At 72.2% G+C, this 22,151-nt stretch carries 20 protein-coding genes and 1 tRNA gene; 6 read left to right on the plus strand and 15 right to left on the minus strand.

Annotation, left to right across the window (positions count from 1 at the left end):
- Nucleotides 1-27: 27 nt before the first annotated feature.
- Nucleotides 28-636 (minus strand): TetR/AcrR family transcriptional regulator, encoded by a 609-nt coding sequence (locus tag EJC51_RS21560; RefSeq protein ID WP_126272594.1) that lies wholly within the window; start codon nucleotides 634-636, stop codon nucleotides 28-30.
- Nucleotides 637-814: 178 nt separating this feature from the next.
- Between EJC51_RS21560 and EJC51_RS21565 the strand changes: the two genes are divergently transcribed.
- A complete protein-coding gene (locus EJC51_RS21565) occupies nucleotides 815-4,042 on the plus strand; it encodes a S41 family peptidase (protein WP_126272595.1) in 3,228 nt (1,075 codons plus the stop codon).
- 164 nt (nucleotides 4,043-4,206) lie between these two features.
- Here the strand turns inward: EJC51_RS21565 and EJC51_RS47785 are convergent, their stop codons facing one another.
- The 4 genes from EJC51_RS47785 to EJC51_RS21580 all read right to left on the minus strand — a co-directional run bounded on the left by EJC51_RS47785 (nucleotide 4,207) and on the right by EJC51_RS21580 (nucleotide 7,874).
- Complete coding sequence (locus EJC51_RS47785) at nucleotides 4,207-4,377, minus strand: hypothetical protein (protein WP_165951280.1); 171 nt, start codon at nucleotides 4,375-4,377, stop codon at nucleotides 4,207-4,209.
- 88 nt (nucleotides 4,378-4,465) lie between these two features.
- Entirely contained in the window at nucleotides 4,466-5,350 is an 885-nt protein-coding gene (locus EJC51_RS21570) for an SDR family oxidoreductase (protein WP_126272596.1), read from the minus strand.
- Entirely contained in the window at nucleotides 5,347-6,264 is a 918-nt protein-coding gene (locus EJC51_RS21575; protein WP_126272597.1) for an alpha/beta fold hydrolase, read from the minus strand. Before EJC51_RS21575 ends, EJC51_RS21570 begins: the two co-directional genes overlap by 4 nt.
- Entirely contained in the window at nucleotides 6,261-7,874 is a 1,614-nt protein-coding gene (locus EJC51_RS21580; RefSeq protein ID WP_126272598.1) for a flavin-containing monooxygenase, read from the minus strand. Before EJC51_RS21580 ends, EJC51_RS21575 begins: the two co-directional genes overlap by 4 nt.
- 161 nt (nucleotides 7,875-8,035) lie before the next feature.
- Between EJC51_RS21580 and EJC51_RS21585 the strand changes: the two genes are divergently transcribed.
- A complete protein-coding gene (locus EJC51_RS21585) occupies nucleotides 8,036-8,674 on the plus strand; it encodes a MerR family transcriptional regulator (protein ID WP_165951294.1) in 639 nt (212 codons plus the stop codon).
- A gap of 14 nt (nucleotides 8,675-8,688) precedes the next feature.
- Here the strand turns inward: EJC51_RS21585 and EJC51_RS21590 are convergent, their stop codons facing one another.
- Entirely contained in the window at nucleotides 8,689-9,492 is an 804-nt protein-coding gene (locus tag EJC51_RS21590) for an exodeoxyribonuclease III (RefSeq protein WP_126272600.1), read from the minus strand.
- Nucleotides 9,493-9,558: 66 nt separating this feature from the next.
- Here EJC51_RS21590 and EJC51_RS21595 point away from each other — a divergent pair, with 66 nt between their 5' ends.
- Nucleotides 9,559-10,038 (plus strand): GNAT family N-acetyltransferase, encoded by a 480-nt coding sequence (locus tag EJC51_RS21595; RefSeq protein WP_126272601.1) that lies wholly within the window; start codon nucleotides 9,559-9,561, stop codon nucleotides 10,036-10,038.
- 76 nt (nucleotides 10,039-10,114) lie between these two features.
- Here EJC51_RS21595 and EJC51_RS21600 read toward each other — a convergent pair whose 3' ends face one another.
- Together EJC51_RS21600 and EJC51_RS21605 are read right to left on the minus strand one after the other, a co-directional pair.
- Nucleotides 10,115-10,774 (minus strand): response regulator transcription factor, encoded by a 660-nt coding sequence (locus EJC51_RS21600; protein ID WP_166682888.1) that lies wholly within the window; start codon nucleotides 10,772-10,774, stop codon nucleotides 10,115-10,117.
- Nucleotides 10,747-12,018, minus strand: a complete 1,272-nt coding sequence (locus EJC51_RS21605) for a sensor histidine kinase (RefSeq protein ID WP_126272602.1) — start codon at nucleotides 12,016-12,018, stop codon at nucleotides 10,747-10,749. Before EJC51_RS21605 ends, EJC51_RS21600 begins: the two co-directional genes overlap by 28 nt.
- Before the next feature lie 266 nt (nucleotides 12,019-12,284).
- Here EJC51_RS21605 and EJC51_RS21610 point away from each other — a divergent pair, with 266 nt between their 5' ends.
- Both EJC51_RS21610 and EJC51_RS21615 read left to right on the plus strand, forming a co-directional pair.
- A complete protein-coding gene (locus EJC51_RS21610) occupies nucleotides 12,285-13,013 on the plus strand; it encodes an ABC transporter ATP-binding protein (protein WP_126272603.1) in 729 nt (242 codons plus the stop codon).
- Nucleotides 13,007-15,592 carry an FtsX-like permease family protein gene (locus EJC51_RS21615; RefSeq protein ID WP_244362773.1) on the plus strand — a complete coding sequence of 862 codons (2,586 nt, stop codon included), beginning with the start codon at nucleotides 13,007-13,009 and terminating at the stop codon, nucleotides 15,590-15,592. The genes EJC51_RS21610 and EJC51_RS21615 overlap by 7 nt, the downstream gene beginning before the upstream one ends.
- 74 nt (nucleotides 15,593-15,666) lie before the next feature.
- Here EJC51_RS21615 and EJC51_RS21620 read toward each other — a convergent pair.
- The 7 genes from EJC51_RS21620 to galU all read right to left on the minus strand — a co-directional run bounded on the left by EJC51_RS21620 (nucleotide 15,667) and on the right by galU (nucleotide 21,291).
- Nucleotides 15,667-15,740: transfer RNA gene (locus tag EJC51_RS21620), tRNA-Ala, on the minus strand.
- Nucleotides 15,741-15,836: 96 nt separating this feature from the next.
- Nucleotides 15,837-17,111: a gephyrin-like molybdotransferase receptor GlpR gene (locus EJC51_RS21625; protein WP_126272604.1), complete on the minus strand. Its 1,275-nt coding sequence runs from the start codon at nucleotides 17,109-17,111 to the stop codon at nucleotides 15,837-15,839.
- A 186-nt stretch (nucleotides 17,112-17,297) separates the two neighbouring features.
- Nucleotides 17,298-17,942, minus strand: a complete 645-nt coding sequence (locus EJC51_RS21630; RefSeq protein WP_126272605.1) for a GNAT family N-acetyltransferase — start codon at nucleotides 17,940-17,942, stop codon at nucleotides 17,298-17,300.
- 20 nt (nucleotides 17,943-17,962) lie between these two features.
- The gene (locus EJC51_RS21635; protein WP_126272606.1) at nucleotides 17,963-18,499 is read right to left on the minus strand and encodes a MogA/MoaB family molybdenum cofactor biosynthesis protein; all 537 of its coding nucleotides are present in this window, start codon (nucleotides 18,497-18,499) and stop codon (nucleotides 17,963-17,965) included.
- Nucleotides 18,496-18,975, minus strand: coding sequence for a cyclic pyranopterin monophosphate synthase MoaC (gene moaC, locus EJC51_RS21640; RefSeq protein ID WP_126272607.1), 480 nt, complete (start codon nucleotides 18,973-18,975; stop codon nucleotides 18,496-18,498). The genes EJC51_RS21635 and moaC overlap by 4 nt, the downstream gene beginning before the upstream one ends.
- 85 nt (nucleotides 18,976-19,060) lie before the next feature.
- Nucleotides 19,061-20,383, minus strand: a complete 1,323-nt coding sequence (glp, locus tag EJC51_RS21645; protein ID WP_126272608.1) for a molybdotransferase-like divisome protein Glp — start codon at nucleotides 20,381-20,383, stop codon at nucleotides 19,061-19,063.
- Between the two features lie 5 nt (nucleotides 20,384-20,388).
- Complete coding sequence (gene galU, locus EJC51_RS21650) at nucleotides 20,389-21,291, minus strand: UTP--glucose-1-phosphate uridylyltransferase GalU (protein WP_126272609.1); 903 nt, start codon at nucleotides 21,289-21,291, stop codon at nucleotides 20,389-20,391.
- Nucleotides 21,292-21,423: 132 nt separating this feature from the next.
- Between galU and EJC51_RS21655 the strand changes: the two genes are divergently transcribed.
- The gene (locus EJC51_RS21655; protein WP_126272610.1) at nucleotides 21,424-22,023 is read left to right on the plus strand and encodes a 5-formyltetrahydrofolate cyclo-ligase; all 600 of its coding nucleotides are present in this window, start codon (nucleotides 21,424-21,426) and stop codon (nucleotides 22,021-22,023) included.
- Nucleotides 22,024-22,151 lie beyond the last annotated feature (128 nt).

A 22,151-nucleotide genomic window follows, 5' to 3' on the forward strand; every position in this document is an offset into this window, starting at 1 on the left:
TGAGGGTGGTGGTGCTGGGGAAGGGGGTCAGTCGCCTTGGTTGCCGAGGGCGGGGAGGACCACGGCGTCGATGTACGACAGCAGGAACGCCTGCGTCGGCGGCTGCTCGTCGATCATCGAGCGGGCGGCGAACCCGCCGATCATCATGTGCATCACGAAGTCGATCGCGGGGTTGTCCGGGCGGACCTCGCCGCGGTCGATCGCGCGCTGCACGATGGTGCGGAAGTCCGCCATCTCCGGCCCGATGAGGTGTTCCTTGAACGCCGCCAGGAGATCCGGGTTGCCGTGGATCGCCATGGCGAGGCCTCGCATGAGCGCGGAGTTCTGCTCCATCTGGCAGTCGTCCGAGCGCATGGTGAGGGCGTGCAGGTCGCCCCTGAGCGATCCGGTGTCGATGTGGGCGAGGCTGCCGGCACCGCCGGGCTTGGTGTGCCGTACCGCCTTCGCGACGAGCTCGGCCTTGCCGCCCCACTGGCGGTAGAGCGTGGCCTTGCTGGACTTGGTGCGAGCGGCCACGGCGTCCATGGTGAGGGCGTCGTAGCCGACCTCACGGAGCAGTTCGAGCACGGCCCCGTACAGCTCGGCCTCGCGCTCGGGCGTGATCCGACTGCGACGCGCCGTCGCGACCTCAGTCATGCTTCTCACCCTTTCCCACTCCGGAGTCCCGCGCCGAACGACACGGTTTCGTACGTGAGTACATGTCGAATGTAGCGCACCCGCTAGCGAAACGAAACGGTTTCGTTCGTGTCCTGCGTCACCTGGGCCCGGTTTTTCACGAGTTGCTCCGGCTCATCCCCCGGAAAAGCATGAAGAGGTGAGCTATCTGCGCCTGCCGCATCTGAGCGGTGACCTGTTGTGCTTCGTGGCCGAGGACGACCTGTGGCTGGCCCCCCTGGACGGAACGGACCGCGCCTGGCGGCTCACCGTCGACCGTACCAAGGTGGGCCACCCGCGCTTCTCCCCCGACGGCCGCCACATCGCGTACACGAGCTGGCGCAGCCTCGTGCCGGAGATCCATCTGGTGGACGTGGAAGGCGGTCCGGGCAGACAGCTCACGTACTGGGGCTCACCGGACACGCAGGTCTGCGGATGGACGCCGGAAGGCCAGATCCTGGCCGTCGCCTCCCACGGCGAGCCCTTCTCCTACTTCACCTGGGCCTACAAGGTCCGCACCGACGGCGACCCCGGCCGCAAGCTCCCCTGGGGCCCGGTCTCCGACATCCAGGTCGCCGACCTCGACGGCGACCGCAGAACCCTGCTGCTCACCGGCACCCCACCGCACGAACCGGCCGCCTGGAAGCGCTACCGGGGCGGCGCCACGGGCCGCCTGTGGCTGCACGGCCACCGCCTCCTGGAGGACCTCGACGGCCACCTCCACTCCCCGATGTTCGTCGGCGGCCGGATCGCCTTCCTCTCCGACCACGAGGGCGTCGGCAACCTCTACTCGTGCGCCTACGACGGCTCCGACCTGCGCCGTCACACCGACCACGACGCCTTCTACGCCCGGCACGCGGCGAGCGACGGCACCCGGGTGGTGTACCAGTGCGCGGGCGACCTGTGGATCGTCGACGACCTCTCCCCGGCCGGGACGCCCCGCAGGCTCGACGTCCGGCTGAGCGGCCCGCGCGCGGGACGCCGTACGTACCAGGTGCCGGCCGCCCAGCACGTGGACGGCGTCTCGGTCGACGAGACGGGCCGCGCGAGCGCCGTCGTCGTCCGCGGCAGCCTGTACTGGCTGACCCACCGCGACGGCCCGGCCCGCACGATCACCGACACCCCGGGCGTACGGGTCCGGCTCCCGGAGATGCTCGGCTCGGTCGGCCAGGTCGCGTACGTCACCGACGCGGAGGGCGAGGACGCGATCGAGGTCGCCCATCTCCCGCGCGCGACCGGCGACCGCGAGCCCCGCCGGCTCGCCTCCGGCGAACTGGGCCGCGTCCTGGAACTGGTCTCCGACCCACGGGGCGAACGCCTGGCCATCGCCTCCCACGACGGCCGCCTGCTGCTGATCGACGCGACGGAGGACTCCAACGGTGAGGTCACCGAGCTGATCCGGTCCATCAACGGCCCCGTCCGCGACCTGTCCTTCGCCCCGGACGGCTCCTGGCTGACCTGGTCGCACCCCGGCATCGGCAGGTCCCTGCGCCAGATCAAGATGGCCCGCATGAAGGACCGGCTGATCGTCGACGTCACCAACGGCCGCTTCGAGGACGAGAACCCGGTCTTCACCCGCGACGGCCGCTACCTCGCCTTCCTCTCCTGGCGCGGCTTCGACCCGGTGTACGACGTCCACACCGGCGACCTCTCCTTCCCGCTGGGCTGCCGCCCGTACCTGGTCCCGCTGTCCTCGGCGACCCCGTCCCCCTTCGCGCTGAACCCGGAGGGGCGCCCGGCGGCGGGCGGCCTGGACCCGGCGGAGGACGAGCCGGACGACGGCAGCGCCGTCACGGTCGAGGTGGAGGGCCTGGAAAGCCGGGTGACCCCGTTCCCGGTCAGCGCCTCCAAGTACTCGGCGCTGTACCCGGTGGCGGGCGGCGGGCTCGTCTGGCTGCGCTGGCCGATCTCGGGCGCCCTCGGCGAGACGTTCGCCAACCCGGACGACACCAGCGGCCGCCCGACCCTGGAGTACTTCAACATCAGCAAGGCGAAGAAGTCCGAACTCGTCGACGACCTCGACTGGTTCGCGGTCAGCGGCGACGGCTCGCGGCTGGTGATCGTCGACGAGGGCGACCTGCGCGCGGTGCCGGCCACCGAGTCCGGCGACAGCGACTCCACCGTGTGGATCGACGCCCGCCGCATCCTGCACGACGTCGACCCCGGCGCCGAGTGGCGCCAGGCCTACGAGGAGGCGGGCCGGCTGATCCGCGCCTACTTCTGGGACCCGGGGATGTGCGGCATCGACTGGGACGCGGTCCTCGACCAGTACCGCCCGCTGGTCGAACGGGTGGCCACGCCGGACGAGTTCGCGGACCTGCTCCGCGAGGTCCTCGGCGAACTGGGCACCTCCCACGCCTACGTCACCGCCGCCCGCCGCAACGAGGGCCCGCCCCACTACCAGCGCCGCCAGGGCCTGCTGGGCGCCAACTTCGTCCGCCGGGACGCCGGCTGGACGGTCAAGCGCATCCTGCCCGGCGACTCCTCCGACTCCAAGGCCCGCTCCCCGCTGGCCGGCACCGGCATCCGCGAGGGCGCGGTCCTCACCCACGTCGACGGCCGCCCCGTCGACCCGGTGACCGGCCCGTACCCGCTGCTCGCCGGGGCGGGCGGTACGACGGTGGAGCTGACGTTCACCCCGGCGGAGGGCGAGGGCCGCGCGCGGCGCGTGGCCGTGGTCCCCCTGCTCGACGAACGCCCCCTGCGCTACCAGGACTGGGTGGCCAAACGCCGTGAGGTCGTACGGGAGTTGAGCGGCGGCCGCTGCGGCTATCTGCACATCCCCGACATGGGCGGCTCCGGCTGGGCCCAGTTCAACCGGGACCTGCGCATGGAGGTGTCGAGGCCGGCGCTGATCGTCGACGTACGCGGCAACGCGGGCGGCCACATCAGCGAACTCGTCGTGGAGAAGCTGACCCGCACGATCCTCGGCTGGGACCTCACGAGAAACGCCCAGCCGGTGTCGTACGCCTCGAACGCCCCGAGGGGCCCGGTGGTCGCCCTCGCGGACGAGGCGACGTCCTCCGACGGCGACATGATCACGGCCGCGTTCAAGCTGCTGAAGCTGGGCCCCGTGGTCGGACAGCGCACGTGGGGCGGGGTCGTCGGCATGACCGGCCGCCACCAACTCGGCGACGGCACGGTGATCACGGTGCCGATGAACGCGGGCTGGTTCGACGCGTACGGCTGGAGCGTCGAGAACCGGGGCGTGGCCCCGGACCTGGAGGTGCTGAGAACTCCGTTGGACTGGGCGGAGGGGAGGCACGCCCAGCTGGACGACGCGGTGAGACTGGCGGTGGACCTGCTGAGCACCAACCCGCCGGCGACGCCGCCGGACTACAGCGACGTACCGGACAGGTCGAGGCCGAAGTTGCCGCCGAGATCGTGAGCAAATTCGCCGGGGAGTTCTACAACTGGGGCGCGGGCAACTCCCTGAGGGGCGCGGGGAACTGCGCGACCAGCCCCCACGAGCCCGCACCGACAACGCACCCCAAAAAACACAAACGTAGGGCGCCCCAAAAACACCGGGCGCCCTACGCCTACCAGCAGCGACTACGCGTCGTAGTCCTGGTCAAAGCGGTCCTGCTCGTCCTGCTGGAGCCGCTCCGTCTCCTCGTCCCGCTGCTTGCCGCGCTGCGCCTGCTCCTTGCCCTGCTGGGCGCGCTGCTTGGCCTGCTCCTGCCACTGCTCCGACTTGTCCTGGAACTGGTCCTTCATACCCATGTGGGTTCACTCCCGAAGTGGGTGGGGGAAGAGCCCCGAGCCGGGGCCTCGACCAGATTCACACGCCCGGACACAGCGCGCATTTCGATCAGTCACGGTGCGTAGCGCGCGCCTCCTCATCGGCCGCCCCACCTGCGCCGACGAGTCCCGACCGCATGCCCTCCAACCGGTCCCCGAACCGCCGCATCTCCCGCACCCCGACCGTCCCGATGAGCCCCGGCAGGTACCCGCGCACGCCCTGCATGCCGCGCAGCCACCACTGCCCGTACACATGGCCGGCCCGCCGTTCGATCCCGGCGACGATCCGGTCCACGGCCGGACCCAGCGGATACGTCTTGTTGGCCGGCCACGGCAGCCGCTGCCGCAGCTCCCGCATGACCTCGTCCTGGTCGGCGCCGCGCACCATGTCCGTGTCGGTCCAGGACAGATAGCCGACGCCGACCCGCACGCCCTTGTAGCCGACCTCGGCCCGCAGACTGTGCGCGTACGCCTCCACACCGGACTTGGACGCGCAGTACGCGGTCATCATCGGCGCCGGGGTGATGGCCGCGAGCGAGGCGATCTGGAGCAGGTACCCCCGGCTCTCCATCAGCACCGGCAGGAAGGCCCGGGCGGTGACCGCCGACCCGATCAGGTTGACCTCGATGACCCGCCGCCACGCCTCCGGATCGGAGTCCACGAACGGTCCCCCGGTCGCCACACCGGCGTTGGCGACGACGATGTCGACCTTCCCGAACCGCTCCTTGACCTCTCGCGCGACCCGCGCCATCGCCTCGTGGTCGGTGACGTCGGCGTACCAGTGGTCGCTGTCGCTGTGCAGCCGTTCGGAGACCTGCTTGAGCGCGTCCGGCTCCAGGCCGACCAGCGCCACCTTCACCCCGCGCGCCGACAGCTTCCGCGCGAGCAGTTCGCCGACACCGCGCGCGGCGCCCGTGACGACGGCGACCTGTCCTTCGAGACCGACCCTGCTCATGCGCCCTCCTTGAGCGTCGCGTACGTCGTCACGAGGTCCCGGATCTTCCCGGTGACCAGCTCGGGAGCCTCCACGGGCGTCATGTGCCCGAGTCCCGGCAGTTCGGTGAGCCCCACGCACTGCGGCAGCGCCGCCACCAGCTCACGCGCGTGCACCGGCGGCGTCAACCGGTCGGCGGTCCCGACGACGACGGCCGTCGGCACGTCGAGGGAGCGCACCCCGTGGTCGAGGTCGAGCAGATCGAGCACCTGCGACCAGGAGTACCGCACCTTGCGCGGGCACGCGTGCACGATCCGCGCGCACGCCTCCACCATGTGCGGGGCCGAACCCGGCCCCATCGTCCCGTACTTGAGGATCCGCCGGGCGACGGGAGTGACCGGCCCGAGCGGCGCCCGCGACCCCAGGATGTGCTTGGTCAGCCAGGTCCGCAGCCGCCCCGGCCGCAGGGGTACGACGGTCGACTCGGCGACCAGCCGCGAGGACCCGGTGCTGCACAGCAGGACCGCGGCGGCATGCTCCCGGAAGGCGGCCCGGGTCGCGGCGGCCATCACCGTCATCCCGCCCATCGAGTGCCCGGCGATCACGGCCTGCTCCCCCGGCGCCAAGGTCGCCTCCAGTACGGCTTCCAGGTCGTCGGCGAGCGCGTCCACGCTGCACGCCGGGCTCGCCGGACTGCGGCCGTGGCCGCGCTGGTCGTAGGCGACGACCCGGTGGTCGACGGCGAGGTCCCGTATCTGCGCCGCCCAGAAGGCGGTCGAGCAGGTCCAGCCGTGGGCGAGGACGACAGCGGGGGCGCCCTCGGGCCCGTGCACCTCGACGTGCAGGCGGGCGCCGTCGGCGGAGACGGCGGTCAGTTCACGGGTGGGGGCGGGCGGGGCGTAGGGCCCGGACACGACGGACATGAGCCGGCTCACGCGGACACCTCGTCCTTCGTACCCGTCGTCTCGGCCGTCGTCTCGGCCGTCGTCTCGGCCGTCGTCTCGGCCGTCGTCTCGGCCGCCTTCTCGGCCGCCCTATTGGCCGTCGTCTCGGCCGCCTTATTGGCCGCCTTCTTGACGCGGATGACCTCGTACTCGGTGATGTCCACGCGCCGTGTCGCCCGCCGGAACTCGCTCGTCGTCCCCGGCCAGATGGTGGTGTTGCGGCCGTTGGCGTCGAGGTACCAACTGGTGCAGCCGCCGGTGTTCCACACCGTGCGCTTCATCCGCTCCTGCACCCGCCGGTTCCAGGCGCCGACCGCGCTCGGCCGGGCGTCGAGGGCGGCGCGTCCGCCGAGGACGTCCAACTGCCGTACGAAGTCGGCCAGGTAGTTCAGCTGGGACTCGATCATCAGGATCATCGAGGAGTTCCCGAGGCCGGTGTTGGGCCCGATGATGGTCATCCAGTTCGGGAACCCGGCGGCCGAGGCGCCGCGCAGGGCCTCCATGCCGCCCTTCCACACCTCGGCGAGGGTCCTGCCCTCCGCGCCCACGACCCGCTCGGCGATGGGCATGTCGGTGACGTGGAAGCCCGTACCGAAGACGATGACGTCGGCCTCGGTCTCGGTGCCGTCGGCGGCGACGAGGGTGGAGCCGCGTACGGCCTGAAGACCGCTGGCGACGACGTCGACGTTGGGCCGGGCGAGCGCCGGGTAGTACTCGCTGCTCAGCAGGATGCGCTTGCAGCCGATGCGGTAGTCGGGGGTGAGCTTGGTGCGCAGCGCCGGGTCCTTGACGGCCCGCCCCATGTTCCGCTTGGCCAACTGCTCGACGAACCCGAGCCGGTCGGGGTGCTTGGTGAACGCCGAGACCTGCAACTCCCGGATGCCCCACAGCAGTCCGCGCCGGGCCTGCCCGGTGAACGGCAGCGCCCGGTGCAGCGCCCGCTCGGCGCCGGTGATGGCCCGGTCGACGCGGGGCATCACCCAGGGCGGGGTGCGCTGGAAGAGGGTGAGCCGGCCGACCTGCGGCTGGATGGCGGGCACGATCTGAATCGCGGAGGCCCCGGTGCCCACCACGGCGACGCGCTTGCCGCGCAGGTCGAGGTCGTGGTCCCAGCGGGCCGAGTGGAAGACCTTGCCGGGGAAGGAGTCGAGCCCCGGGATGTCGGGGATCTTGGGGTCGGACAGCGGCCCGGTGGCGGAGACGACGACATCGGCGGAGAGCCGCCGGCCCCCGCTGATCTCGATGTCCCAGCACAGCCGTTCCGCGTCCCAGACCATCCGCATCACCTCGGAGTCGAAGCGGATGTGCGGCCGGAGGTGGAAGACGTCGGCGACGTGCTCCAGATAGGCCCGGATGTGCTCCTGCCCGGAGAAGGTGCGCGGCCAGTCGGGGTGGGGCGCGAAGGAGAAGGAGTAGAGGTGGGAGGGCACGTCACAGGCGCACCCGGGATAACTGTTGTCCCGCCAGGTGCCCCCGACACTGTCCGCCCGCTCCAGCACGACGAAGTCGGTGACACCCTCCCGCCGCAGCCGTACGGCGGCCCCGAGCCCCCCGAACCCGGACCCGATCACCGCCACCCGCACATGCTCGTGCTCGGTCATCCCGAACCCTCCACGCTGTCCGACTCCGCCAGTGAACACTGGCGCAATGGGAGGGTAGAGCAGCTCCGTACCGATGGGTAGGGGTCGGGGGAAGGAAAGTTACCGGCGGTACAACATAGGCTGCGGACGTGACGGAGAAGCAGGAGCACCGTGAGTACCGCATGGATGAGCTGGCGCGGCGGGCCGGCATCACCGTGCGCACCCTGCGCTTCTACCGCGAACGCAAACTGCTCCCGCCGCCCCGCCGCGAGGGCCGTATCGCCTGGTACGACGACCATCACCTGGCCCGGCTGCGCACGATCGCGGCCCTGCTGGAACGCGGCCACACCCTGACCGGCATCGCGGAACTGGCGGAGGCCCTGGACCACGGCCGCGACGTGGCGGACCTGCTGGGCGTGGACCCCCCTTCCGAAGAGGAGCCGGTCCGTCTCACCCCCGAGGAACTCGCCGCCCGCTTCGAGGGCCAGGTCACCCCGGAGAACCTCGCCGCCGCACTGGACCTGGGCTACCTCGGCACCGACGGCGACGAGATCGTCCACATCAGCCGCCGCCTCCTCGACGTCTCCTCGGCCCTGGTCGCCGAGGGCATCCCCCTCGCCGAGGTCCTGGCCGCCGGCAAACGCGTCCGCGACCACGTCGACGAACTCGCGGAGATGTTCACCGACCTGGTCCTCCGCCACGCCACGGAGAACGACCTCGCCCGCCTGCGCCCGCTCGCGCGGAGCGTGGTGGAGGCGGAACTGTCACTGGCACTGGACCGACGGTTGCGCAAGCAGAGCGAGCCAGGACAGGAGCCGTAGACGAACCCCGGAGGTCAGAGGTCGTAGACCACGGTCACCGGCGCATGGTCCGACCAGCGCTCGGCGTGCGTGGCCGCCCGCTCCACGAACCCCTTGACCGCCTTGGCGGCCAGGCCGGGAGTCGAGACGTGGTAGTCGATGCGCCAACCCGTGTCGTTGTCAAAGGCCCGCCCCCGGTACGACCACCACGAGTACGGCCCCTCGACCTCCGGATGCAGCGCCCGCACCACGTCGACGTAACCGCCGTCGGCCGCGTCGAAGACCCGCGTCAGCCACTCCCGCTCCTCCGGCAGGAAGCCGGAGTTCTTCTGGTTGGCGCGCCAGTTCTTCAGGTCGGCCGGCTGGTGCGCGATGTTCCAGTCGCCGCAGACGACGACCTCACGGCCGTCGGCGGCGGAGCGCTCGCGCAGGCCCTTGAGGTGGGCGAGGAACTCGCCCATGAAGCGGATCTTCTCGTCCTGGCGCTCGGTGCCGACCTCGCCGGAGGGGAGGTAGAGGGAGGCGACCGTCACACCGGGCAGGTCGGCCTCGACGTACCGCCCGCTGGTGTCGAACTCGCTCGACCCGAAGCCGACCTGGACGCGGTCGGGCTCTCGGCGGGTGTAGAGGGAGACGCCGGCGCGGCCCTTGGCGGCGGCTGGCGCGTGCACGACGTGCCAGCCCTCGGGCGTGCGGACCCCCTCGGGCAGCTGCTGCGGCTCGGCTCGCACCTCCTGCAAGCAGAGCACATCGGCGGAGGTGTCGGCGAGCCACTCCACGAAGCCCTTCTTCGCGGCGGCGCGGAGTCCGTTCACATTCGCACTGGTCACTGTGAGCACCAGGGCACCCTACCCGCACCTTGGACCGAATCCTGTTCTGGACCACCTTGGCTTACCGTTTCCGACATGCATGTCATCCGTCGCGTCTCCTTCGACCACCCCGACGCCGTCAAGCTCAATGACCAGGTCCAGGCCGAGTACGCCGTCCGCTACGGCGACGACGGCGATGCCACTCCCCTGAGCCCCTCGGACTTCGAGCCGCCGAACGGCGTGTACCTCATCGCGTACGACGAGCACGACAGCCCGGTGGCCACAGGCGGCTGGCGCACGCAGGACACCAATGACGAGGGGTACCGCGACGGGGATGCCGAGCTGAAGCGGATGTACGTCATAGAGCAGGCGCGGGGCAACGGCCTCGCCCGGCGCATCCTGGCCGCGCTGGAGGAGGACGCGCGGGCGGCGGGCCGGGTCCGCATGGTGCTGGAGACGGGCATCAAGCAGCCGGAGGCCATCGCGCTGTACACCTCCAGTGGGTACGAGCCGTGCGAGAAGTTCGGGTACTACCGCCACTACGAGTCGAGCCGCTGCTACGCGAAGGCCCTCTAGGCGGGCGGGGGGTGCGCGGCGTTCCGGTGCGTCTCCGTGTCCGTGCAGCACGGCGTTCCGGGCGTTCCTGTGGAGCTCAGCCTCTGAGGTAGGCCAGCACCGCCAGCACCCTGCGGTGCGTGTCGTCGGCCGGTGGCAGGTCCAGCTTGGTGAGGATCGAGCCGATGTGCTTGCCGACGGCCGCCTCGGACACCACCAGCGCCTTGGCTATCGCGCCGTTGGACTTGCCCTCGGCCATCAGCGCCAGCACCTCCCGCTCGCGCGGGGTGAGCCGGGCGAGCGGATCCCGCCGCCGGCGCAGCAGCTGCCGTACGACCTCGGCGTCCACGACCGTGCCCCCGGCCGCGACCTCCCGCAGCGCGTCCACGAACTCCTCGACCTGCCCCACCCGGTCCTTGAGCAGATAGCCGACCCCGGTGCCGTCGCCGGAGTCGAGGAGTTCGGCGGCGTACGCCCGCTGCACGTACTGGCTGAGGACCAGCACCGGCAGCCCGGGCCGCTCCTCGCGCAGCTTCACCGCCGCGTGCAGTCCCTCGTCCTGGAAGCCGGGTGGCATGCGGACGTCCGTCACGACCACGTCCGGCGTGTGCTCGGCGACGGCCGCGAGGAGGGCGTCCGCGTCTCCGACGGCCGCGACCACCTCGTACCCGAACCGGGTGAGCAGGCCGACGAGTCCGTCGCGCAGCAGCACGCTGTCCTCGGCGAGGACTATGCGCAGGGCTCGGTCGGCCGGCAAGGGATCTCCACTCGCAGCAGGGTCGGTCCGCCCGGCGGGCTGGACAGGAAAAGTCTGCCATCGAGCACTGACACCCGGTCGGCGAGACCGGTCAGCCCCGTGCCGCCGGCGAGGTCCGCGCCCCCGCGTCCGTCGTCCCGGACCTCCAGCGTCAACCGTCCCTCGTCGTGCCCACCGCTGACGACCGCCCGGCTCGCCCCGCTGTGTCGGCCCACGTTGGCGAGTGCCTCGCAGACGACGAAGTAGGCGGCGGACTCGACGGGTTGGGACAACCGTCCGGGCAGGTCGAGGTGGACGTCCACGGGGATCGCGCTGCGGTCGGCCGCGTCGGCGACGGCGGCTTCGAGGCCGTAGTCGGCGAGGACCTTGGGGTGGATGCCGTGGATGAGTTCGCGGAGCTCCGCGAGGGCTTTCTCGGCCTCGCCGTGCGCGGTGGCGAGCTGGTCGGCGAGCGGGCCGGGCGGGACGTCGAGGCGGGCGAGGCCGAGGCGCATGGTGAGGGCGACGAGCCGTTGCTGTGCGCCGTCGTGCAGGTCGCGCTCGATCCGGCGCCTTTCCGCTTCGAAGGCGTCCACCAGCCGCACGCGCGAGCGCACGAGCTCAGCGACCCGCGCACTGTCATGCCCGCGCGCCCCCAACAACGCTTTCACCACCTGAGCGCGCGCCCCGGCGGCCACCCCCAGCACGTACGCCCCCGCCAGGAGCAACACGCCCCCGGCCAGCGCGGCCCCGGTCGCGGCCGGCCAGGTGTCGACCGTCCACAGCTTGACCACCTTCGCCTCGCCCTCGACGGCGACCAGCAGCGGCGTCGCGAGCAGGAACAGCGGCACCCCGGCGGCGAAGGTGACGACAAGCGCGTCCAGCGGCCACAGCACGAGCGCGAGGAGCACGGCGTACGCCAACTCCCGCCAGGTCTCCGGCTCCTTGAGCCGTACGACGAGCCAGCGCGCGAGCCCCGGCGCGTCAGGCACCCGATGCGCCCCCGCGGGCGCGGCCCCCACCCCCGCCGTCCGCACCCGCCACCGCTCCACGGCGGCCACCGGAATCCCGGCGAGCGCGGTGAGCACGAGCAACGGCAGCCCGACGAGGACGACGGCCGTCGCCGCCCCCACGGCGACCCCGGCGACGATCCCGACCAGCACGACCGCCCCGAACAGCGCCCCGCTCGCCAGGAACGCGACCGACCGCCACGGCCACGCCGACCTCAGATACCCGCGCCCGCCGAGCGCCTGCCACACCGTCATGGAGATCACCGTAGGAGGCGGGCCGGGGTGGGCGGAATCCGTCCAGCCGGAGAGCCGGGGGTATGCCTGGCCCTACCCCAAGTCTCGCTTCTGCCGCACTGCTTGAGGGCACGGTGACGCGGTTTCGTAGAGCCCCGGACCTGGCGCCGGATTCCTCACCTCTCACTCCTCTCCATTCCTCTCCATTCCTCTCCACTCCTCTCCACTCCTCTCCTGACGTCCCTCCGGGCTGCTCCTGGGGCGTCTCTTCGACTCGATGAGGGCAGATGACGATCAGACTGACGTCCGTCAGCAGGCGGTACGGCGACGGCGACGACGGCGTGCGGGCGCTGGACGGCGTCTCGCTGACCTTCCCCGGGGGCACGTTCACGGCGGTCATGGGCCCGTCCGGCTCGGGCAAGTCGACGCTGTTGCAGTGCGCGGCCGGCCTGGACCGGCCGACCTCGGGCTCGGTGCGCATCGGCGACACGGAACTGACCGGGATGAGCGAACGCCGCCTGACCCTGCTGCGCCGCGAACGCGTCGGCTTCGTCTTCCAGTCGTACAACCTCCTGCCCTCCCTCACCGCCGAGCAGAACGTCGTCCTGCCGCTGCGCCTGGCCGGCCGACGCGTGTCGAAGGCACGCGCGCGTGAGGCACTGCGACGCGTCGGACTCGGCGACCGCGCCCGGCACCGCCCCGACCGGCTCTCCGGCGGCCAGCAGCAACGTGTGGCCCTGGCCCGCGCCTTGATCACCCGCCCCGAGGTGCTCTTCGCCGACGAACCCACCGGCGCCCTGGACACGCGCACGGGCCACGAGGTGCTGTCGCTCCTCCGCGGCCTCGTCGACACCGAGGACCGCACGATCGTCATGGTCACGCACGACCCGGTGGCCGCGTCGTACGCCGACCGCGTCGTCTTCCTGGTCGACGGCCGGGTCCACGGGGAGCTGACGGGGCCGTCGGCGGCCGACGTGGCCACGCGCATGACCACGCTGGAGGCGGCACCGTGCTGACCCTCGCCCTGCGCACCCTGCGCTGCCGCTGGACCACCTTCACCGGCAGCTTCGTCGCCCTCTCCCTGGGCGTCGCCCTGCTCACGGTCATGGGCCTGACGCTCGCCTCCTCCCTCGACGCCCCCGAGCGTGCACCGGAACGCTTCGCCGCCGCCCCGGTAGTGGTGCAGGGGGAGGACACCCTGCGCGTACCGACCCGGATCGGCGACCGCACCCAACCCCTGGCCCACCCACGTCCGATACCGCCTCGGACGGTGGCCGCGCTCCGCGAGCTCGGCGAAGTCACCCAGGACCGCACCTTCGCCGTGCGCGACGACCTGATCGGCCACCCCTGGTCGACCGCGGCCTTCGCCCCGTACCACCTGACGTCGGGCCGTCCGCCACGCGCGGCGGACGAGGTGGTGGCCGCCATGGATGCGGGGACGACCGTGGGAAAGCGTCTGCGGACGGCGCACGGCACGGTACGGGTGGTGGGCACGGCGCGCTTGGCCGACGGGGGGCGCGTGACCGACGGGGGGCGCGTGACCGACGGGGGGCGCGCGGCAGGCGGGGCGCGCGCGGTGGACGCGGTGGACGCGGTGGACGCGGTGGACGCGGTGGACGCGGTGGGCGCGGGGCACACGGTCGACGCGGGGCGCGCGGTCGGCACTGCACGCTCCCCCGGCTTCGAACGCGCCCTCTTCTACACGGACGCGCGTGCCGCCGAGTTGGCGCCGGTGAGCACACAGCTCGTGGTCGAGGCGGAGCCGGAGGCGGTACGACGGGTGGTGGCGTCCTCGGGGACGGGCGCCCGGGTCCTGGTCGGCGCCGAGCGGCGGCTCGCCGACGCGGACCCGGACCGTGACGCCGAGGCACTGACGACGCTGAACGCCCTGTTCGGCACGGCCGGCGGGGTGACCGGATTCGTGTCGGTGTTCGTCGTGGCGTCCACCTTCGCGTTCGCGGTGGCCCAGCGCCGCAGGGAGTTCGGCCTGCTGCGCACCACGGGCGCGACGCCCGGCCAGATCCGTCGCACGGTGCTGGCGGAAGCCCTGTTCGTGGGCGTCCTCGCGTCGGCGGCGGGTTGCGCGCTGGGGTCGTACGGCGCCCCATGGCTCGCGGAGCGGGTGGTCGAGGGTGGTGTCGCGCCGGCCTGGTTCACGATCGGTGCCCATGTCTGGCCGTACCAAATGGCGTTCTGGACGGGCCTGTCGGTGGCGCTGTGCGGCGCGACGGCCGCCTCCTGGCGGGCCGGCCGCACCGCCCCGACCCAGGCCCTGCGCGAGGCGTCGGCCGACGAGCAGCCTCTGACACGGGCCCGACTCCTGTGCGGGGCGGCCCTGTTGCTGACGGCGGCGGTCACGCTCACCGTGACGCTCCTGACGGACCCCGGCGACCTGCTGCACCGCAAGACGTACACCAGCCGTCCGCTGCTCCTGATCACGGCTACGGCCCTCCTGTCGCCCCTCCTGGTCCGCCCCCTGATCCGGCTCCTCACGCCGCGCGGCATGCTGGTCCGCGCCAACACCACGACCTCTCTCCGCCGCACGGCCGCCCTGGCCGCCCCCGTGCTGGTCACGGTGGCCCTGACGGGCTCGTTGCTGGGCGCGACGGCGACCCTGAACGACGCGCGGGCCACGGAGGCACGGGAGCGGACGCGGGCCGACTACGTGCTGACCTCGGCGACGGGCCTGGACGCGCGGGCACTGGACCGTCTGCGCGCGGTCCGGGGCGCCGAGGTCTCACCGACCGCGTCGAGCGAGGTGTACCGCCTGGAGGAGGGTGTGGCCCTGGTCAAGTCCGAGGCGAGAGCGGCCGATCCGGAGCGGCTCGCCAGGACGACCGCCGTCCCGCTGACCGCCGGCCGGCTCTCCGACCTGTCCGACGACTCGATCGTCGTCAACGAGGAGTGGGCACGGCACGAGGTCGGCGAGCACGTCACCGTCTGGCTCGGCGACGGCACCCGCAGATCCCTCCGCATCGCCGCGGTGATGCCGGTCGGGACGGGCGACAACGGGGTGTACGTCACGCCGGCCAACGCGCGCGGGGCGGTGGTGGACCGGGTGGAGGTGCGGGTGCGGGAGGGCGTCGAGGCCATGTCGGTGCGGGCGGCGCTGCGCTCGGCGGCGCCCCGGGCGACGCTGCTCACCCGCGACGCGTGGCTGGCCGCCGCCCACCCCGCGACCGGTTTCACGGCCGCCGACGCGACCACCCGCCTCGGCTACCTCCTGGTCCTGGGCATAGCTCTCCTCTACACGGCCGTCTCACTCGTCAACACGCTCCTGATGGCGACGTCCGACCGCACCCGCGAACTGACGTCCCTGAGACTGGCGGGAGCCACGCACACCCAGGTGCTCCGTCTCGTGGCCCTGGAGTCCCTGACGGTGGTCGCGGCGGGCGCGATCCTGGGTCTGCTCGTGACGGCCCTCAACCTCACCGGCATGTGGACCGCGCTCGGCCTTCAGTCGGTACGGTCCCCGATCCACGTCCCCTGGCCGGAACTCGGCGCGACCACCGCGGCCTGCGCCGTCCTCGCCGTCCTCGCGGCAGTGGTCCCGGCGGGTCTCGCGCTACGGTGTCCGGTCGGCGGCCGACATTAAGTGGCGGAGGCCTTCCTTGCGCAGGCATGGCAAGAGCCCCTGGCGGTGATCACCGCCAGGGGCTCTATGCTGCGTGGACCTGAGGGGATTTGAACCCCTGGCCCCCTCGATGCGAACGAGGTGCGCTACCGGACTGCGCCACAGGCCCTTGCAACGAGTGAAACCTTAGCACCCCGATCGGGGTGCTTGGAAATCCGTTCCCTGCCCTGCCGGAGCGGCAACCCACAGGTGGGGGCTTCCTCGGCTACTCGTTGGCCGCGCGCGGCCGCTCCCCGTCCTCGTACTGGTCGAACAGCGGCGTGCGCCCCCGCTCCCGGGCCCGTCGCGCGGACGCGGCCCGACGAGCGTCACTGCGCCCGCCCCCGTCCGCCCTGTCCTCGTCGGCCTCGGCGGCTTCCGCGCGGGGCGGTTCCCCCGGCTCCGCGTCCGATCCGGAGCCGTCCTGTCCGGCGCGCGCCTCCCGGTCCCCGGCGACGGAGCTCGACCGCGCCGAGCTCCACGCGTCCGGCGCCCCCAGGTCCACGTCGGCCGTGGCCCGCGGCGCGACGGGCGCGGTCACATACGTCGGCAACGGCACCGGCACCGGCTCCCAGCTGTCCCCGTGCCCCGGCCGCCGCTGCCGCTCACGCTGCTGGTCGACCCACTCGGCGTGATCGGTCTGCTCGACGAGCGCGCGCCGGTCGGCGGCGAGCGCCGACAGCCCGGTGTCCTGCTGCTCGGGTTCTGGTCCGTCGTCCGGCTCGTCCGCTTCGGCGGCGGCGTCCGCGGACGGTCGCCGGCGCGGTTGCCGCGCACGCTCCTTCAGGTGCTGCGCCGCCGCCTCCGCCCGCCGACGGTCCATCTGGTAGGCGAAGCGGCGGCGTTCCTGGGAGCGCAGGTAGGCGATGTACGCGCTGAGCAGCACGGCGGGCACGCCTGGCGCCCAGAGGAACGCGAGCCCTCCGACGGCGGCGACGATCGCGCCGAGCGTGAAGGCGAGGAAGAGCGCCACGGTGGTGCGCCTCCGGCGCGCGAGCGCCTTCATGCGCCGGGCGCGCGCGGCGGCGGCCTCGGCCGAGGGGGTGCGCCGGGGGGTGGGCACGGGTCTGCGCGCGGGCGCGGATCCGGATGCGGGCGCCGGTGCGGACGCGGATGCGGGCGCCGGCTCGGCTGCCCGTTCGCGCGCCGGTTCGCGCACCGATTCCCTGCGCCCGGACGCCGGCGCTTCCGCGCGTGCGTGGATCTCCGCGCGCGCCTGCGGGCGCGTCGGAGGCATGGCGAAGGCCCGGACGTCCACCGAGTCGGTGACGGCATCCGGGTCGACGGCGCTGGGCTCCCCCTCCTCGGTGGAGCGCGCCCGCAGGTCCTTGGCGTACCGGCGCTCCATCCCCGCCCGTCCGGACAGCAACCGGATGGCGGTGCTGAAGCGTTCCGTCGGACGGGCCTCGTTCAGCTCGTCCTGCCTACGGAGCCACATCGGCACCAAGTAGGCGGCCCAGGCCCCGACAATGACTGCGTAGATGAGGCCGCTGCTGCTCACGCCTCACACGGTAGAGGGGTTTGCGTGAGGCCATCCGCCAATTGGGCCGGTGTGTCGCACGATCTGGCTGATATTTCGAGCTTTTTTTGTGACCGATGCGATCAGCAGGCCGCTGAGGGCGCGAATTTAATGCCCTGAGACGGTCGCCGACCGATCATTCTCGAACATATATTCAATTTCCCGGGTCTATGCGGGATTCCCCGGCGTGTTCTGCGGGTTCCGGGGCGTGTTGTGCGGCGCCTTCTGTGAGCGTGCCCGCTGCCACCGTGCGAGCAACCCTTCCGGCACCTCTTCCGCCGTGAGCGCGAAGACGAGATGGTCGCGCCAGGCCCCGTCGATGTGGAGATAACGGGGCCGGAGGCCCTCCTCGCGGAATCCGAGTTTCTCCACGACGCGTCGGCTGGGCCCGTTCTCGGGACGAATGCAGACCTCGATGCGGTGCAGGCCGACGGTCCGGAAACAGTGGTCCACGACAAGCGCCACCGCCGTCGGCATCACGCCACGGCCGGCCACCGACTCGTCCACCCAGTAACCGACATGCCCCGAGCACATCGAGCCCCAGGTGATCCCGGCGACGGTCAACTGCCCGACGAGCCGCCCCTGGTACTCGATGACGAACGGCAGCATCCGGCCCGCGTTCGCCTCGGAGCGCAGATGACGCACCATCTGCCGGTAGGTCGGGCGGTGCGCGATCGGCCCGCTGGGCGTGGGCGGCGGGATGGTCGCCTCCCAGGGGCGCAGCCAGTCGCGGTTGCGCCGGTTGACCTCGCGCCACGCCCGCTGGTCGCGCATCTTTATCGGCCGCAGGACGACATCGCCGTCCGCGAGCACGACGGGCCAGGATGGGCTGTTCAGCTCACACCCCCGTTGCCGGCGCCGGGTCTTGGATGGTCGCCGCCGCGGATCTGGTCGACGGCGTGGGTCAGCAGGGGCTCCAGGACGGCCAGTCCGTCTTTCACCCCGCCGGTGGAGCCTGGCAGGTTGACGATCAGCGTGCGTCCCGCGACTCCGGCCAGCCCTCGTGAGAGAGCCGCGGTCGGCACCTTCTCCCGTCCGAAGGCCCGGATGGCCTCGGCGATGCCCGGCACCTCGTGGTCGATCACCCTGCGGGTGGCCTCGGGAGTGCGGTCGGTGGGCGAGATGCCGGTGCCGCCGGTGGTGACGACGGCGTCGTAACCGGCCTCCACGGCGGCGCGCAGGGCAGCTTCCACGGGATCGCCGTCGGGCACGACCTGGGGCCCCTCGACGGCGAAGCCGAAGCTCTTCAGTCCCTCGGCGACGAGGGGGCCGCCCTTGTCCTCGTAGACGCCGGCGGCGGCACGGTTGGAGGCGGTGACGACCAGCGCGCGGTACGGCGCGCGCTCGGCGTCATGCGCCCCGGCGCTCACGCCCGGCTCCAGTCGCCCGACTTGCCGCCGGTCTTCTCCTCCACCCGCACGTCCGTGATGACCGCTCCCTTGTCGACCGCCTTGACCATGTCGATCACGGTGAGCGCGGCGACGGAGACCGCGGTGAGGGCCTCCATCTCGACGCCCGTGCGGTCCGTCGTCTTGACGGTGGCGAGGATCTCCACGGCGTCGTCCACGACCGACAGATCCAGTTTCACACCGGACACCGCCAACGGGTGGCACAGCGGGATCAGATCCGGGGTGCGTTTGGCGCCCATGATCCCCGCGATCCGCGCGGTGGCGAGGGCGTCACCCTTGGGTACTCCCTCGCCGCGCAGCAGCTCGATCACGCGGGGCGAGACGAGGACACGGCCGCTGGCGCGGGCGGTGCGCGCGGTCACGTCCTTCTCGGATACGTCGACCATGCGGGCGGCGCCCGCCTCGTCGATGTGCGTCAGTCGGTCCTGCGTACTCATGCTGTGTGGCGCTCCCGGTCTCGGCCCTTCGCGGTGCGGCGCAGGGGCCTGCTGTGCGCGACACGGTACCGCCAACCAGGAGCGCTCAGCCGAGCAGGACCACCTCGACCTCGGTGCCGGGCTCGACGCTCTCCACGTCCTCCGGGACGACGATCAGCGCGTCCGCGTGCGCGAGGGCCGCGACCAGGTGCGAGCCGGCGCCGCCGACGGGGGTCACGGTGCCGTCGGCGTACGTCCCGCGCAGGAACTGCCTACGTCCCTTCGGCGAGGTCAGCGCCTTGCCCGCGGTCAGCTTCGCGCGCGTGCGCGGCCGGTGGACGTCGTCCAGTCCCATGAGGGTGCGGATCGCGGGGCGCACGAACAGCTCGAAGGAGACGTACGACGACACCGGGTTGCCGGGCAGCGCGAGCAGGGGGGTGTGGTCGGGGCCGATGGAGCCGAAGCCCTGGGGCTTGCCGGGCTGCATGGCGAGCTTGCGGAAGTCGATGCCGCTGCCCGCCTCGTCCTCGTCCCCGACGTGCGAGAGGGCTTCCTTGACGACGTCGTACGCCCCGACGCTGACACCGCCCGTGGTGACCATGAGGTCGGCACGGACGAGCTGGTCCTCGATGGTGTCGCGGAGGGTCTCGGCGTCGTCGGCGACAGCGCCCACGCGGTAGGCGATGGCGCCGGCGTCGCGGGCGGCTGCGGTGAGGGCGAAGCTGTTGGAGTCGTAGATCTGACCGCTGCCCAGGCTCTCGTCGGGCTGGACGAGTTCGCTGCCGGTGGACATGACGACCACGCGCGGACGCGGGCGCACGCGTACGGTGCCGCGGCCGATCGCGGCGAGCAGGGCGATCTGCGGCGGGCCGAGGACCGTACCGGCTTCGAGGGCGCGGTCGCCGGCTTTCACATCGCTGCCCTTGGCCCGTACGTGCGCGCGTGCCTCGGCGGGCCGGTACACGTGCACGTGCCCTTCGGCGCCCTCGGGGGCCAGTGCGCGGGCGCGCATCCCGGTCACGGGCCCCTCGCCGAGGCCTCCGTCGGTCCATTCCACCGGTACGACGGTTTCGGCGCCGGGCGGCAGGGGGGCGCCGGTCATGATGCGGGCGGCCTGGCCGGGGCCCACGTGGAGCAGGTCGGCCTGGCCCGCCGCGACGTCCCCGACGACGTCCAGGACGGCGGGGAACTCCTCGCTCGCGCCCGCGACATCCGCGACCCGTACCGCGTACCCGTCCATGGAGCTGTTGTCGAACGGCGGCAGCGAGACCGGCACCGTGACGTCCTCGACCAGGACGCAGCCCTGGGCGTCGAGGAGTTGCAGCTCGATGGGTTCGAGGGGGCGGACGGTCGCGAGGATGTCCTCCAGGTGTTCGTCCACCGACCAGAGGTGGTCCTGGCCGGTGGTGCGGGGCGCGGCGTTGCTCAACGTTGCTACATCTCCTCGGCTACGTAACTGCGAAGCCAGGTCCGGAAGTCCGGGCCCAGGTCTTCACGTTCGCACGCGAGTCTGACAATGGCACGCAGATAGTCGCCACGGTCGCCGGTGTCATAGCGGCGGCCCTTGAAGACGACGCCGTGCACGGGGCCGCCGACCTTCTCGTCCGCCGCGAGCTGCTGGAGGGCGTCGGTGAGCTGGATCTCGCCGCCGCGGCCGGGCTCGGTCTTGCGGAGTATGTCGAAGATGTGCGGGTCGAGGACGTAGCGGCCGATGATCGCGTAGTTGGACGGGGCGTCGGCCGCGGCGGGCTTCTCGACCAGGTCGTGGACCTTGACGACGTCACCGTCGTCGGTCGGGTCGACGGCCGCGCAGCCGTAGAGGTGGATCTGCTCGGGAGCGACCTCCATGAGGGCGATGACGCTGCCGCCGTGCTGCTCCTGCACCTCGACCATCCGCTTGAGCAGCGGGTCGCGCGGGTCGATCAGGTCGTCGCCGAGGAGGACGGCGAACGGCTCGTGCCCCACGTGCGGGGCCGCGCACAGCACGGCGTGGCCGAGGCCCTTGGGGTCGCCCTGGCGGACGTAGTGCATCGTCGCGAGGTCGCTGGACTCCTGCACCTTGGCGAGCCGGCTGGCGTCGCCCTTCTTCTGAAGGGCGGATTCCAGCTCGTAGTTGCGGTCGAAGTGGTCCTCGAGGGGGCGCTTGTTGCGGCCCGTGACCATGAGGACGTCGTCGAGGCCCGCGGAGACGGCCTCCTCGACCACGTACTGGATCGCCGGCTTGTCGACGACCGGCAGCATCTCCTTGGGAGTGGCCTTGGTGGCCGGCAGGAACCGGGTGCCGAGGCCTGCTGCTGGGATGACAGCCTTGCTGATCCGAGGGTGCGACTGAGTCATGCCCGCAACCTTATCCGGTGCCTTTGCAGGGAATCTGAGGCTCCGGTTAATTAACCCTGATATGAGCGTATTGAAAGGATACGGGAGCGACCTGTGAGTCACATCGGACGTCCTGACGAGCCTGACAAGCGAATGTTGCGGCGAGAGTTCCTCTCGGTGAGAAGCAGGTTGACGGCCGATGACCTGCGGGGAACGGCGACCGCGCTGGCGGAGCGGGCGCTCGAGCTGCCCGAGCTGGCGCAGGCACGCACGGTGGCGGCGTACGTCTCGGTGGGGAGCGAGCCCGGCACGCTCGCGCTGCTGGACGCGCTGCGCGCGCGGGGCGTGCACGTCCTGCTCCCCGCGCTCCTGCCCGACAACGACCTGGACTGGGGCGCGTACGCGGGCGAGGGCTCTCTCGCGCGCATCCGGCACGGCGGGAAGATGGCCCTCTTCGAGCCCGCCGGCGACCGCCTGGGCCCCGATGCCGTGACCGCCGCCGACGTGGTACTGCTGCCCGGCCTCGCGGTCGACGCGCGTGGCATGCGGCTGGGGCGGGGCGGAGGGTCGTACGACCGCGTGCTCGCGCGCCTGGAGCGTGCGGGTGCGCATCCCGCGCTGGTGGTGCTGCTCTACGACTCCGAAGTCGTCGAGCGCGTCCCGGAGGAGGCGCACGACCGGCCGGTGGACGCGGTGGTGACGCCGTCGGGTGTGCGCCGTTTTCGTGGTGACGGGCGGGCGGCGGACCACTGAACGCTCAGGGGGCGTGCGGCGGTTGATGCACGCCCCGTGCTCGCGCGTCCCGCCCGGCGTGCGCGAAGGGCCCCTCCACCCGCGCGTGGAGGGGCCCTTCGGCTGTTCGCTTTCAGCCGTGCTTCAGC

Origin of the sequence: Streptomyces aquilus (assembly GCF_003955715.1) — a bacterium.
In the GTDB taxonomy this organism is placed as follows: domain Bacteria; phylum Actinomycetota; class Actinomycetes; order Streptomycetales; family Streptomycetaceae; genus Streptomyces; species Streptomyces aquilus.

Coding starts and splice junctions, on each gene's coding strand:
- EJC51_RS47785 (WP_165951280.1), bottom strand. CDS start 4,377: ATGGGTATGAAGGACCAGTTCCAGGACAAGTCGGAGCAGTGGCAGGAG.
- EJC51_RS21610 (WP_126272603.1), top strand. CDS start 12,285: ATGACGATCAGACTGACGTCCGTCAGCAGGCGGTACGGCGACGGCGAC.
- EJC51_RS21560 (WP_126272594.1), bottom strand. CDS start 636: ATGACTGAGGTCGCGACGGCGCGTCGCAGTCGGATCACGCCCGAGCGC.
- EJC51_RS21585 (WP_165951294.1), top strand. CDS start 8,036: ATGGATGAGCTGGCGCGGCGGGCCGGCATCACCGTGCGCACCCTGCGC.
- EJC51_RS21655 (WP_126272610.1), top strand. CDS start 21,424: ATGTTGCGGCGAGAGTTCCTCTCGGTGAGAAGCAGGTTGACGGCCGAT.
- EJC51_RS21570 (WP_126272596.1), bottom strand. CDS start 5,350: ATGAGCAGGGTCGGTCTCGAAGGACAGGTCGCCGTCGTCACGGGCGCC.
- EJC51_RS21595 (WP_126272601.1), top strand. CDS start 9,559: ATGCATGTCATCCGTCGCGTCTCCTTCGACCACCCCGACGCCGTCAAG.
- moaC (WP_126272607.1), bottom strand. CDS start 18,975: ATGAGTACGCAGGACCGACTGACGCACATCGACGAGGCGGGCGCCGCC.
- EJC51_RS21605 (WP_126272602.1), bottom strand. CDS start 12,018: ATGACGGTGTGGCAGGCGCTCGGCGGGCGCGGGTATCTGAGGTCGGCG.
- EJC51_RS21580 (WP_126272598.1), bottom strand. CDS start 7,874: ATGACCGAGCACGAGCATGTGCGGGTGGCGGTGATCGGGTCCGGGTTC.
- galU (WP_126272609.1), bottom strand. CDS start 21,291: ATGACTCAGTCGCACCCTCGGATCAGCAAGGCTGTCATCCCAGCAGCA.